This window comes from Pseudomonas sp. TE12234, assembly GCF_054061835.1.
In genome coordinates, this window is the sequence record NZ_JBSSEP010000003.1 from 133271 (window position 1) to 145794 (window position 12524).

10 protein-coding genes and 1 pseudogene are annotated in these 12524 nt (G+C 61.6%); 3 read left to right on the plus strand and 8 right to left on the minus strand.

Annotation, left to right across the window (positions count from 1 at the left end; translation table 11 throughout):
- Positions 1-3 precede the first annotated feature (3 nt).
- Together ACVWYU_RS07060 and hutC are read right to left on the minus strand one after the other, a co-directional pair.
- Entirely contained in the window at positions 4-576 is a 573-nt protein-coding gene (locus ACVWYU_RS07060) for a HutD/Ves family protein (protein ID WP_090328106.1), read from the minus strand.
- Complete coding sequence (gene hutC / locus ACVWYU_RS07065; RefSeq protein WP_162493950.1) at positions 573-1283, minus strand: histidine utilization repressor; 711 nt, start codon at positions 1281-1283, stop codon at positions 573-575. The genes ACVWYU_RS07060 and hutC overlap by 4 nt, the downstream gene beginning before the upstream one ends.
- A gap of 146 nt (positions 1284-1429) precedes the next feature.
- On the opposite strand from hutC, the gene ACVWYU_RS07070 reads away from it, so the two are divergent.
- Positions 1430-2794, plus strand: coding sequence for a formimidoylglutamate deiminase (locus tag ACVWYU_RS07070; protein ID WP_248916182.1), 1365 nt, complete (start codon positions 1430-1432; stop codon positions 2792-2794).
- 51 nt (positions 2795-2845) lie between these two features.
- On the opposite strand, the gene ACVWYU_RS07075 is transcribed toward ACVWYU_RS07070, so the two are convergent.
- Together ACVWYU_RS07075 and ACVWYU_RS07080 are read right to left on the minus strand one after the other, a co-directional pair.
- Positions 2846-3415 carry a lipocalin family protein gene (locus tag ACVWYU_RS07075; protein WP_090328098.1) on the minus strand — a complete coding sequence of 190 codons (570 nt, stop codon included), beginning with the start codon at positions 3413-3415 and terminating at the stop codon, positions 2846-2848.
- Between the two features lie 31 nt (positions 3416-3446).
- The gene (locus ACVWYU_RS07080) at positions 3447-3701 is read right to left on the minus strand and encodes a hypothetical protein (RefSeq protein WP_090328096.1); all 255 of its coding nucleotides are present in this window, start codon (positions 3699-3701) and stop codon (positions 3447-3449) included.
- 293 nt (positions 3702-3994) lie between these two features.
- Between ACVWYU_RS07080 and ACVWYU_RS07085 the strand changes: the two are divergent.
- Both ACVWYU_RS07085 and ACVWYU_RS07090 read left to right on the plus strand, forming a co-directional pair.
- Positions 3995-5017: pseudogene (locus ACVWYU_RS07085) on the plus strand (HAMP domain-containing protein); the annotation flags it as partial.
- 93 nt (positions 5018-5110) lie between these two features.
- The gene (locus tag ACVWYU_RS07090) at positions 5111-5875 is read left to right on the plus strand and encodes a methyl-accepting chemotaxis protein (RefSeq protein WP_390959813.1); all 765 of its coding nucleotides are present in this window, start codon (positions 5111-5113) and stop codon (positions 5873-5875) included.
- A gap of 132 nt (positions 5876-6007) precedes the next feature.
- Here the strand turns inward: ACVWYU_RS07090 and ACVWYU_RS07095 are convergent, their stop codons facing one another.
- From ACVWYU_RS07095 to ACVWYU_RS07110, 4 genes are all read right to left on the minus strand, one after another.
- Positions 6008-6610 carry a DUF924 family protein gene (locus tag ACVWYU_RS07095; protein ID WP_090328090.1) on the minus strand — a complete coding sequence of 201 codons (603 nt, stop codon included), beginning with the start codon at positions 6608-6610 and terminating at the stop codon, positions 6008-6010.
- Positions 6611-6613: 3 nt separating this feature from the next.
- A complete protein-coding gene (locus ACVWYU_RS07100; RefSeq protein WP_090328087.1) occupies positions 6614-7624 on the minus strand; it encodes a class 1 fructose-bisphosphatase in 1011 nt (336 codons plus the stop codon).
- 272 nt (positions 7625-7896) lie between these two features.
- A complete protein-coding gene (locus ACVWYU_RS07105; protein ID WP_457372313.1) occupies positions 7897-9267 on the minus strand; it encodes a DUF3999 domain-containing protein in 1371 nt (456 codons plus the stop codon).
- Positions 9264-12485, minus strand: coding sequence for a DUF2339 domain-containing protein (locus ACVWYU_RS07110; protein WP_457372314.1), 3222 nt, complete (start codon positions 12483-12485; stop codon positions 9264-9266). The genes ACVWYU_RS07105 and ACVWYU_RS07110 overlap by 4 nt, the downstream gene beginning before the upstream one ends.
- Between the last annotated feature and the right edge of the window lie 39 nt (positions 12486-12524).

The window sequence follows — 12524 nt, forward strand, 5'->3', positions numbered from 1 at the left end:
GGATCAGCCGCGAGACGTGAGTTCGATCACGCAGCACAGCCCCTTGATGGCGACGTCCAGCAACCCGGCATTCGCCTCCAGCTGCAGGCAATCATGGAGGCCCAATGCCTGGACGCGGTTATCGACACAGACGTCAGTTTGCTCGCTCACGCTGAACACCAGCAGTGTGCTGGCCTCGCTGAAAAACCGCTGCTCGCCGGCCAGCCACTGCAACCGCGCACGGTAGCGCTGCGGCGCATAGATCAGGTTGAAATCGCGGATCGCTCCACCGAGCAGCGTGCAGGACACCTGGCTTTCGCCACTGAAGGCGAACGGGTCGAGGGGTAACAATGGCCGCGTGCTCTGACCGTCCACCGACAACGTCATGCCGTCGCCCTGCAACACGGTGATGATCCGCTCATAACCGGCGAAGGTGGAAAAACCGCCCGACTCACCGATGTCGGCAATCGACAGGCGCCAGCCGAAGCCGTCCAGGCCAGTGCCGGCATCGCGGCTGATTTCTTCAGTGCTGCCGCCGCCGTTCTTCCAGGGCATGCGCGGGTAGTCTTTGGCGCGTAAAACTTTCAACTCGTTCATTTATGAAACCGGCCTTCCAGACGATGACGGGAACCAGGGTGGATCAAACGGGCCGCCGTCACCGGCTGACGGCCAGACCAGGTACGGCGGCGAATCAGCAGGCACGGCTCGCCTTTTTCAATCTGCAGCAATTTGCATTCGGATGACTCGGCCAGAATGGCTTCGACCACGTGCTCGCCTTCGGTCAGCGGCGCGACCTGGTTGAGGTAGGCGTAAGGCGTTTGCAGGGTGAAGTCCTGCTTGAGGTAATCCGGCGCCACCAGCGCATTGACGAAACGGTCTTCGATTTGCACCGGAATATCGTTTTCGAAATGCACGATCAGCGAGTGGAAGACTTTCTGCCCTTCGCGCATGTCGAGGGCCAGGGCGCGTTCCGAGCCGGCGGCCTCTTCTTCAAGGGTGATGACCTTGCAGGTGTGGCGATGACCGCGGGAAGCGATTTCGTCGGCGATGTTGTGCACTTCAAACAACGCGGACTGGCTTTTCGGCTCGGCGACGAACGTGCCGACGCCTTGCATGCGCACCAGCAAGCCGTCAGCGGTCATCTCGCGCAGGGCGCGGTTGATGGTCATGCGGCTGAAACCCAGCTGATTGACCAGCTCGCTTTCCGACGGAACGCGGTAGTGCGGCGGCCAGTTTCCACTGTCGATTTGCTGGGTGATCATTTGTTTGACGCGAGCATACAAGGGCGCCGGACTGTCGCCCATGTTCGCGGCCAACGGAGAGACTGGAGGCGGAGTCGGCACGGTTAATCCTTGATGGTTTAGTAGAGATTGCTAGCTTGCCGGAGTTTACCGGGCAGGCAAACGTCTGTATATGTATATACAAATAACACACGATGGGGTTCTGAACCATGACCGCCTTCTTTGCCGAACGCGCGCTGCTGCCTAGTGGATGGGCCAACAATGTACGTCTTGAGGTCAGCGCCGATGGCGTATTGACCCATATCCAGGCCGATTCCCATGCAGAAGGCGCCGAACGGCTGAGCGGCCCGCTCTTGCCCGGCATGCCGAACCTGCACTCTCACGCCTTCCAGCGGGCCATGGCCGGACTGGCGGAAGTGGCGGGGAATCCGAATGACAGTTTCTGGACCTGGCGCGATCTGATGTATCGCCTCGTCGGAAAAATCAGCCCGGAGCAACTCGGTGTCATCGCTCGTCAGCTGTACATCGAAATGCTCAAGGCCGGTTACACCTCAGTGGCGGAATTCCATTACGTCCACCACGACAACAACGGCCAGCCCTATGCAGACCCGGCCGAACTGGCCCTGCGTATCAGCCAGGCCGCGCGTTCCGCCGGTATCGGCTTGACCCTGCTGCCGGTGCTGTACAGCCATTCCGGCTTCGGCGGCCAGACGCCGAACGAGGGCCAGCGCCGCTTCATCAACAGCACCGAGAACTACCTCAAGCTGCAATCGCGCCTGCAGCCGGTACTGGCGCAGCAACCGGCGCAGTCGCTGGGTCTGTGCTTCCACTCGTTACGCGCGGTGACGCCGCAGCAGATCAGCGAAGTGCTGGCCGCCAGCGACAAGCAGTGCCCGGTGCATATCCACATTGCCGAACAGCAAAAAGAAGTCGACGACTGCCTGACCTGGAGCGGCCGTCGTCCCTTGCAATGGCTGTACGAAAATACCGAAGTCGATCAGCGCTGGTGCCTGGTCCATGCCACCCACGCGAATCCGGAAGAAGTCACGCTGATGGCCAGGAGCCGCGCCATTGCCGGTCTGTGCCTGACCACCGAAGCCAACCTGGGCGACGGGATTTTCCCGGCAGTGGATTTCCTGGCACAAGGCGGCCGCATGGGCATCGGTTCCGACAGCCATGTGTCATTGAGCGTGGTGGAAGAATTGCGTTGGCTGGAATACGGCCAGCGACTGCGCGATCAACGGCGTAATCGCCTGTATGGCGCGGATCAGCCCATGGTTGGCCGCACGTTGTTCGACGCGGCGCTCGACGGTGGTGCCCAGGCGCTGGGGCAACCGATCGGCGCCCTGGAAGTCGGCAAGCGTGCGGATTGGCTGGTACTGGACGGCAACGACCCGTACCTGGCAACGGCCAGTGGCGACGGGATTCTGAACCGCTGGTTGTTTGCCGGAGGCGACCGTCAGGTGCGGGACGTGCTGGTGAACGGCCAGTGGGTCGTGCGCGACGGGCGTCATGCCGATGAGGAAGACAGCAACCGCGCCTTTACCCAGGTCCTGCGCGAACTTTTAGGCTGACGCAAAAACCTGTGGGAGCGAGCTTGCTCGCTCCCACAAGGTCATGTGCTATCAGTTCGAGGTCTTGGCCATCTGCGTGTCCGACGCTCGCCAGATCAGCCGCGTCGTGTCATAGCCCTGCTGACGCGCCTTGCTCAGCAGGTCTTCACGCACCACACCGTCAACGGTCGGCGTACGCGACAGCAGCCACAGGTATCGACGGCTCGGGTCGCCGACGATCGCGGTCTTGTAGTCGTCGCTGACGTACAACACCCAGTACTCGCCCTTCGAAACACCCGGAATCAACCTCGAAAACCAGGTATCGAACTCGACCCACAATTTGTCGGTCTTGCCCGGCACCTGTGGATAAGCCGTGCCCTTGACCTCTTCCCATTGCCATTGCGCCGTCAGGCAGCGGTTCAACACCGCCATGTTGCCATCCGGTTTAAGCGTGTAGTGGGCTTCGGATTGCGCACAGTCGCGCTGGAAATACATCGGCATACGCGCCAACTCGTACCAGGTGCCCTGGTAACGCTTGAGGTTGACACTGTCGGCTGTCTTGGGCGCCAACGGATCCTGGCCAGAAGTGGCACAGCCGGCCAATACCAGGCCGGCAAAAAGCATCATCAATAACCGCTTCATTGTTTTTCTCCCGTGGGCGCGTAGCCCCGGTTTATTTCAGGCCTTGGCCGGAAAACATCAGCACTTTGTCACCGGCATACTGCACGCTGATAAAGCTGTTCTTGTCACCCCAGGTGCAACTGGACATGCCCAGCGCGCCCGAGCAGTCGGCAGGCTTGCCCAGCAAGGTTTCTACATCGGCCTTGGCCATGCCGGCCGAGAGCTTCGAATAGTTTTCCTGATTGACCTTGCTGCAGGCAGCCAGCAACACGCAGAACGAAAGCAGGGCAATGGATCGCAGCGACATGGTGTAACTCCAGGGGTGAAGGGGATTGGCATGGCTGCCAAACTGAACCTTAGAAGAGAAAACCCCTTTCTGGTTCCCTGGCCAATCGCCTATTTATCGGGCCGCTCGTCCGCCTTTTTGCGAAAAAACAGCCACGTTGTTTGCCTGGCAGGTATTTCATCGGTTTTCACAAAAAAGCGCCTAATCTTTGGCGCCGTCCAGTCGACATACATGACAGCGCAAACCCACGTCCGTAGGGATTGCCTCCTTTGTTGATCTGTCTTTCCGCGGTAGCTCATTTAATGACCAGAAACATGAAGTTCAGCCACAAGATTTTGTTGGCTGCCGCCCTCGTGGTGGCCGTTGCATTCGCTTGTTTCATCCTGTTCAACGACTATCGTCAGCGTCAGACGCTGCATAACAACACCGAAGCCTCGATGCAGGAGCTCGGCAGCCTGACCACCAGCAACATCCAGACCTGGCTGGAAAGCCGCATGCAGCTGCTGCAATCGATGGCCCAACAGGTCAGCGCCGATGGCAACGCCCCCGCCAGCCTGAAGCGGATCATCGACATGCCCGCCTACACCGGCAATTTCCAGCTGAGCTACTTCGGCGGTGCCGACGGCGTCATGTTCTCGGTCCCGGCCGGTAACCGTGCGGCGGACTACGACCCGCGCGCCCGTGGCTGGTACAAGGCGGCCAACAGCGCACAACAGACCATCGTTACCGAACCCTACATCGCCGCCTCGTCAGGCAAACTGGTAATCACCGTCGCGACCCCGGTACAACGCCAGGGCCAGATGATCGGCGTCGCCGGCGCCGACATCGACCTGTCCAGCGTCAGTGCAATCATCAACTCGCTGAACTTCGGTGGTCATGGCCATGCCTTCATTGTCAGTGCCGACGGCAAGATCCTGATCCACCCGGACAGCAAACTGGTGCTCAAGAACCTGACCGATGCCTACCCCAACGGGGCGCCGAAAATCAGCCCGGGCCTGAAGGAAGTCGAGGTCGACGGCAAAAGCCAGTTCATCTCGTTCACCCACGTCAACGGCGTGCCTTCGGCGGATTGGTATGTGGCACTGGTGCTCGATCAGGACACCGCGTTCTCGATGCTCAGTGAATTCCGCACTTCGGCGCTTATCGCCATGGTGATTGCCGTGGTGATCATCATCGCGTTGCTGGGCATGCTGATCCGTTTCCTGATGCAGCCGTTGCTGGCCATGGGTCGCGCCATGCACGACATCGCCGAAGGCGAAGGGGATCTGACCAAGCGCCTGACCATTCACGGTCACGACGAATTTGGCGCACTGGGGCTTTCATTCAACCGTTTCGTCGAGCGCATTCACACCTCGATCATCGAAGTGTCCTCGGCCACCGGCCAGGTCAACGAAGTGGCGCTACGTGTGGTGGCCGCCTCGAACTCGTCGATGTTCAACTCCGACCAGCAGGCCTCGCGCACCAGCAGCGTCGCCGCAGCGATCAACCAGCTCGGTGCCGCCGCCCAGGAAATCGCCCAGAACGCCGCCCTCGCCTCCCAGCACTCGAGCGACGCCCGTAGCCTGGCCGAAGACGGTCAGCAGGTGGTGGACAAAACCATCAGCGCGATGCACCAGCTCTCGGCGAAAATCAGCGATTCATGCGGCAACATCGAGACGCTCAACAGCAACACCGTCAACATCGGGCAGATTCTGGAAGTGATCACCAGCATCTCCCAGCAGACCAACCTGCTGGCACTGAACGCCGCCATCGAAGCGGCGCGTGCCGGTGAAGCCGGACGCGGGTTTGCGGTGGTGGCCGATGAAGTGCGCAACCTCGCCCACCGCACTCAGGACTCGGCGCAGCAAGTGCAGAAAATGATCGAAGAACTGCAGGTCGGTGCGCGGGAAGCGGTGACCATCATGACCGACAGCCAGCGCCAGAGTGAAAGCAGTGTCGGCATCGCCAACCAGGCCGGTGAGCGCCTGGGCAGCGTGACCCAGCGCATCGGCGAAATCGACGGCATGAACCAGTCGGTCGCCACGGCCACCGAAGAACAGACCGCAGTGGTCGAATCGATCAACGTCGACATCACCGAGATCAATACGCTGAACCAGGAAGGCGTGGAGAACCTGCAGGCAACCTTGCGTGCCTGTGCGGATCTTGAGCAGCAGGCGGCGCGGTTGAAGCATCTGGTGGGTAGTTTCAGGATCTAAGCCGGTCTTACCGGCCTCATCGCTGGCAAGCCAGCTCCCACAGGAATCTTCGGCGAACACCTATGCTGTGTCCGACCAGATCACTGTGGGAGCGGGCTTGCCCGCGATGAAGGCATCAGCCGCAATGAAGGTTTAAAACCGTGACCCCGGTTTCGACAGAAACGCCAACTCCTCAGCCGTAGACTCCCGCCCCAACACCGCATTGCGATGCGGAAACCGTCCAAACCGTGCAATCACTTTCTGATGCCGCTCGGCGAAATCCAGGTAATCGGTAAACAGTGCGCGGTCGGCTTCCGGTTGCTGCGCCAACAGATCGATGTAGCGCGAAACACCTTCGTTCTGTGCCGCCAGATGCTCGCTGTGTTCGAACACCAGGTAGATAAACACACGCTGGATGGGTCTTAACTGTCGATCGAAATCCGCAGCAATGCCCTGCGCGACCAGTGCCTGAGCCCTGATGTCACCGGAAAAAGCCTTGGGGGAGTCGCGAAAGATCATTCGCGGGAGTTGATCGAGTAGTAGCACCAGCGCCAGCCAACCTTCGGGGCATTGCGCCCAATCGGTCAAACCGCCGGTCAGTGCCTGCTCGACCTGGCCCCCGAAACGCGTACGCGCTTCGAGGTCCTGGCTGTCACGCTTGCCGAACCATAACTTGCCCTTGTCAGCCGCGACTTCCCTGGAAGATTCGGCTTTACCGAACCACCATTCGAGCAACGGCTGCCAGGGCGCGTTCATGGTTTATTCCTTGTGGTAAGCCGTGACGCGTGCAACTTCTTCTTTCGAGCCGAGGAACACCGCAACACGCTGGTGCAGGCCGTCAGGCTTGATGTCGAGGATGCGCTGGTGGCCGTCGGTGGACGCGCCGCCCGCCTGTTCCACCAGGAACGACATCGGGTTGGCTTCGTACATCAGGCGCAGTTTGCCCGGCTTCGATGGCTCGCGGCTGTCGCGCGGGTACATGAACAGACCGCCACGGGTCAGGATGCGGTGCACGTCCGCCACCATCGCCGCGACCCAGCGCATGTTGTAGTTCTTTTTCAGCGGACCTTCTTCGCCTGCCAGCAACTCGCTGACGTAGCGTTGCACCGGGGCTTCCCAGTGACGCTGGTTGGACATGTTGATGGCGAATTCCTGGGTGGTTTCAGGAATGGTGATGTCTTCGTGGGTCAACACGAAGCTGCCCATTTCGCGGTCCAGGGTGAAGCCTTTGACGCCGTCGCCCAGGGTCAGGACCAGCATGGTCTGCGGACCGTAGATGGCATAACCGGCGGCCACTTGCTGGGTGCCCGGCTGCAGGAAGGCCTTTTCATTCAAGGCTTCGTTCTGGCTCAGGTATTCGCTTGGGCAACGCAGCACCGAGAAGATGGTACCGACCGGCGCGTTGATGTCGATGTTCGACGAACCGTCCAGCGGGTCGAATACCAGCAGGTAGGCGCCTTTCGGGTATTTGCCCGGGATCTGGTAGGCGTTGTCCATTTCTTCGGACGCCATGCCGGCCAGGTGACCGCCCCATTCGTTGGCTTCGAGCAGGATCTCGTTGGACAGAACGTCGAGCTTCTTCTGCACTTCGCCCTGGACGTTTTCGGTGCCCATGCTGCCCAGTACGCCACCCAGGGCGCCTTTGGAAACGGCGTGGCTGATCTCCTTGCAGGCACGCGCCACCACTTCGATCAGGAAGCGCAGATCGGCAGGAGTGTTGTTGCTGCGGGTCTGCTCAATCAAATAGCGACTCAAGGTAACGCGGGACATGGAAGGCTCCGGAGGAATGGGGGGCTAAAAACCCGCGCAGTTTAACGCGAGTCGGGGCGCATTTCCTCCTATCAGACGTGATCGACCGAAGAGAGTTCATGCGCGGGGTTCAGCGTAGATGGAAATGGTCCGGGTGTGAGCCGAAAAGTAGCGGTTATCCCAGCCTTTCTGTCGACTGATCGACCGCTATCGCGGGCAAGCCCGCTCCCACAGGTACTGCGCTTTCCTTGTGGGAGCGAGACTGCTCGCGATGGGGTGCGAAGCACCCGACTTCAGGGGTTGGCGGGCGGTTTGCGCAGCAGACTGAACGCCATCGCCGCCAGGAATACAACGCTCAGCAACAACACCGCCCACAGGCCAAATTTTTTCCAGTCAGTGCCCGACGTGGCCTGCACGGACGAAGCCACCGGCGCAATGGTCGCCGCGCCATCGACCGAGGCCTTGCCCAGCGTCGCCAGTTTCGCTGCGCTGTAATCCGGAATCAGCGTGGCCAACGGCAGATTCGCTGCCTTCACCGCCGAATTTCCCAGCGCCAGCGTGTAAGGCCCGGGCCCACGGGCCAGGAACACCAATTGCGTGGCGCGCACGGCGAATTTCAAGCCAGGCGCTTGTGCGCCCAAACCTCCGCCGCGCTCATCAACGGTCAGCTTCAATTGCTGCACGATTTGCCCCGGCAGCTGTAATTCGTTTTGCACCACGTCCTGACCATTCTGGGTCAGACGATAAAGCAAACCATTGCTCAACGGCTGCCACGGCAGGCTGCTGTCCCGCCGGCCAGACAAGGTCACCGGCGCCAGACTGTTGGGCTCGCTCAACTCGACCTGTATCCGCTCGACAGTGAGCGCCATCGGCAATTGCCAGGTGTATTCGCCAGGCTTCACGCTGCTGCCAGCCAACACTTGCGACCAGACCAACGGCAGCGGCAGGCTGCGGGTACTGGCGCTCTCCAGTTGCGCCGAGGTGAGGGTCGGAGCCGAATGCGGGGTATCCCACAACAGGCGCAAGTAGCGCGCAGGCTGTCCCGGCAGGCTGACTTCATGCTGTTCGACCTGCTCGTCCGCAAACGTCAGCCGCGCGACCTGCCCTTCGCCCCAGGACTGCCAATGCTGCAAGTCGTCGCTGGCCTCGATACTGAATCGCTGAAAACCGTCACGCTCGCTGGTCCAGTCGAGGATCAACCGCTGCAACGGCGCCTTGATGGCGCTGGCGTCGAGCAGCCAGCCACGCAATTCTTCTTCGCCGGCTTCCAGCTGACTGGAGGGCTGCACCTGGACCAGCGTGCCATTGGCGCTCGACTGTACCCGCACGCTTGGCGCATGTTCGGTGGCGTCCATCCGGTTATACAGCGGGAACCATTTCACCTCGGTGAGCACGCGGTCTTGCGCGGTTTGTGCGGTTTCCCGAGCCAGCGCGTAGGCCTGCACATCGCCTGCGGCATTGAACACGCGCACATCGCTCAAGTCAGCCTGCCGGGCATTCAGTTGCACAGCCAAGGGCAGCTCAAGGCGATACCACGGACCGTTACCACTGACGGACAACGGCACCTGCGTCGCGAAATCCGCCGGTTTGTCCTGGGCGCCAGCCATCATCGCCACGCCCATCGCCATTGCACCCAACCAACCCAGGTTCAACTTTTGCCTCAAGACGACACTCCTTCGGATTCCTGGACCGGTTTTTCAGGACCCGCCACAGGCTCGGCGCGCTTGGGTGGCAACGGGGCGAAATAGCCCACCACCAGCAGCAACACGCCAACGCCGATGAACGAGACGATCCGCGCCAGCCCGCCGCGGTTACTCAACTCAACAAAGAACAGCTTGGCCACCACCACACCGATCAGCGCTGCACCGATCAGCCAGACTTCGCGGCGACTGCGCAAATGGCCGCCGATCATCAGACCCAAGGCCATCAGGGTCCAGACGATCGACAGCCCGGCCTGCACCAACATGGATTCGAGCAATGCATCCAGCTCGAATGGCACGCCGCCCCAATGGTGCGCCGCGCGCATCACCAACGCCGTGAAGAACGCAAACAGCGAAACCCCGACAACCCGTTGCGAAACAAGGGTCGCGTAACCCTGGTGGAGCGCCAGTTGTGCCACCGCGCTGCGCGACCAGACGTAGACGCCGAACAACGCAAACAACAGCCCCAGCTCCAGCGGGTTGATCAGCGGCACATAGGGCAGCGGCTCGGCGCTGCCGTCGCTGATGATATTGGCCAGCCAGAACCAGACCAGCATCAGCCCGGCCAGCGGCGCGGCGGCGTACACGCGGTACTCGCGGGGGTAAGCCGACACCGGCCACAGCCATGGGCGCGGGGACGCCATCAAGACCAGATACAGGCTCGGCAACATCGCCCAGCCCAGCCAGCGCCAGGCGTTGTACTGCTCGGACATCAGCAGCAGACCGTACCGCAGCTCCAGGGCCAGCACGCCGATCAACAGCCAGCAGCCGAGCACATGGGCGGCACTTGTAGCCTGCGCTGGCAGCAGGGCCGCCAAACGTCGCAGGGAGATGAAATGCACGGCGAATACCGCCGCCCACACCAGCCATCCGAAGTTGGCCGCCGGGTGATAACGCGCGTGCCAGGCGGCGAGCAACACCAGCCCCGCCGCCGGAATCAGCAAGGTACAGAGCACCCCGAGCGATGGCCATTTCAAGCGCAGCGCCAGCACCGTCCACAGCGCCACGCTCACGGCCGCGACGGCCAGCAGCAAGGTCGCTTGCAGATTCAGCGGTGCAAAGCGCAGCACTTCACTGGTCCAAGCCAGCGCCCACCAGGCCGCGCCCCACGCCAGCCACGCTGGAGACAATCGCTGCCGGATCAGCCCATCAAGCGCCATGGCAGGATTGCCCACTTGCATGCGCCAGGCCCCGACCAACGCCGCCACCCCCAGCAACAATGGCGCCCAGAATCCACCATGGGCCAGGGGTCGCAGCGTTTCAGTGGTCAACGGCCACGCGGTGAGAAACATCGCACCCGCCAACAATTGCACGGCCAGTGCAGTGAACAACATTGTCCGCGATGACACATGCAGGCCGACCAACAACGTCAGCAACCCGGCCAGGGCCCAACTGATTACGGTGCCATGGGCAAAGAAAAACAGCGGTGCCAGCAGATAGAGAAACGCCAGCCCAAGGCAGCCCAGCACGGGCATGCCCTGGCGTTCCCAAGCCCTGGTTTGCGCCGGCATGGCTTTGCGCAATTGATTGAAACTGAACAGCAATGCCACGCCCAGCAGCAGTGCGCCCAACGCTGCGCCGTCAAGCAGACTGCGCTCGCCGTCACGCAACTCGCTGAGAAACGCAAGCGCCGACCCCAGTTGCAGCAACAGGGCAAAGGCCCGGGCCAGCGGCCGTTGCTGACGCAAGCCAAGCCAGAAAATCCCCGCACCTTCCACGGCCCATGCGGCGGTCGTCCAGCGCGCATCCAGCCCCAGCGGTATCGCCAGACTGGTAAAAATCACCCCCAGGGCCAGGCAGGTTTCTCCCAGCAACATGGCGCGTCCGCCCATCAGCAGACGCGCCAACCCCATGTAGAGGATGCCCAGCGCCAAGGCGCTGTACGCGGCGGCGAACTCCAGATGCTGCACTAGCGCGAACTGCAAACCAAAACCCACCAGCGGTGGGCCGAACAGCAAGGTGCCGTCAACGTAGTCACCCTTGCGCGACGACCAGTGCAACAGCGCATCGCGATCGCCATTCTGCGGCGCATCGTTCATTTCCAGCAGTTTGCGTCGGGCGAACAGCAGCCCGATGGCCAGGTACATGAGGAAAAACAGGATCAAGAACGGCTCGGTGCTCCACAGCAGTTCCGGCGTGTAGGAACGCAGGCCCCAGGCGAAACCGATGCCGAAGGTGCCGACAAAGCCAATGACGTTCAGCAAGCGCCAGGCCTTGAACCAGGCGATGGCGAAAATGCCGGCATTGAGCAAGGCGAAGTAGCTGAACAGCGCGACATGACTACCGGTGCCGGTGGAGGCCAGGATCGGCGCGGCGAACCCGCCCAGCGCCGCAACGGCAGCCAGCCCGAGAGCATCCTGGGTGATGGCGAGAATGGCCGAGAACACGGTGATTGCCACCAGAATGCCAAACGCTGCCGAGGGATCGAGCAATGGGTGCAGGCGCATCGCCGCAAACACCGTCAGGTACAACACCGCGACCCCGGTACCCTGCACGATCAAGGCGTAACCGGTGTTGCGCTTTCTCAGCCACCAACCCAGCCCGAGCAGCCCCAGTGCCGCCGCCGCAACCCCGGCGTAGCGCAGCTCGATCGGCACCACCACCCCTTCGGTGGCATAACGCAGCAAAAAGGCCAGGCCAAGGAACAACAACACCACCCCGACCCGCAACACAGTGTTGCCGCCCAACAGCCACGCGCGGGCGCGGGCAATAGCGCTGTCGATAAAGTTCGGGCCACGCGGGGTGACGGGTTGCCGTGGTTCACGGGCAGACGTTTCGGGCTTCCAGGCATCTAAGGGTTGCGCACGGCCGATTTCACTGGCCGCAGCGGGGATCGGTTCGAGTTCAGGCGGGAGTTCCCAGATCAGCTCCGGGGTGGCGGCAGGACTCTCATCCAGCAGGGTCTCAGGAGCAACAACGGGTTCACTGGCCATCGTCTGGCTGGCTTCGGGCGTTTTGACACCAGACACCTCCAGCACCGCCAACCGTTGTTCGACTGCCTGCAGGGCCGTCCGTGCCTGTTCCAGCAGGCGCTTGTGCTCTTGCGCCTCGGAGCTCAGATGAGCGACGCGAATGGCCTGGCCGATACCCAGTCCGAGTAATGCGCCCAGCAGCGCCTCGCTGAATGACTCATCGAGTAGCCAGCCGAGCACCAGTCCGATCAGCATGAACATCCATTGCATGGTCCATATCCTTGAGCCCGATCCCTGAAAGACTAGCCT

What these genes read in the sequence shown, in the direction of transcription:
- ACVWYU_RS07080 (WP_090328096.1), bottom strand. Translation starts at nt 3,701, where the DNA reads ATGTCGCTGCGATCCATTGCCCTGCTTTCGTTCTGCGTGTTGCTGGCT.
- ACVWYU_RS07100 (WP_090328087.1), bottom strand. Translation starts at nt 7,624, where the DNA reads ATGTCCCGCGTTACCTTGAGTCGCTATTTGATTGAGCAGACCCGCAGC.
- ACVWYU_RS07110 (WP_457372314.1), bottom strand. Translation starts at nt 12,485, where the DNA reads ATGCAATGGATGTTCATGCTGATCGGACTGGTGCTCGGCTGGCTACTC.
- ACVWYU_RS07070 (WP_248916182.1), top strand. Translation starts at nt 1,430, where the DNA reads ATGACCGCCTTCTTTGCCGAACGCGCGCTGCTGCCTAGTGGATGGGCC.
- ACVWYU_RS07095 (WP_090328090.1), bottom strand. Translation starts at nt 6,610, where the DNA reads ATGAACGCGCCCTGGCAGCCGTTGCTCGAATGGTGGTTCGGTAAAGCC.
- ACVWYU_RS07060 (WP_090328106.1), bottom strand. Translation starts at nt 576, where the DNA reads ATGAACGAGTTGAAAGTTTTACGCGCCAAAGACTACCCGCGCATGCCC.
- hutC (WP_162493950.1), bottom strand. Translation starts at nt 1,283, where the DNA reads ATGGGCGACAGTCCGGCGCCCTTGTATGCTCGCGTCAAACAAATGATC.
- ACVWYU_RS07090 (WP_390959813.1), top strand. Translation starts at nt 5,111, where the DNA reads ATGTTCAACTCCGACCAGCAGGCCTCGCGCACCAGCAGCGTCGCCGCA.
- ACVWYU_RS07075 (WP_090328098.1), bottom strand. Translation starts at nt 3,415, where the DNA reads ATGAAGCGGTTATTGATGATGCTTTTTGCCGGCCTGGTATTGGCCGGC.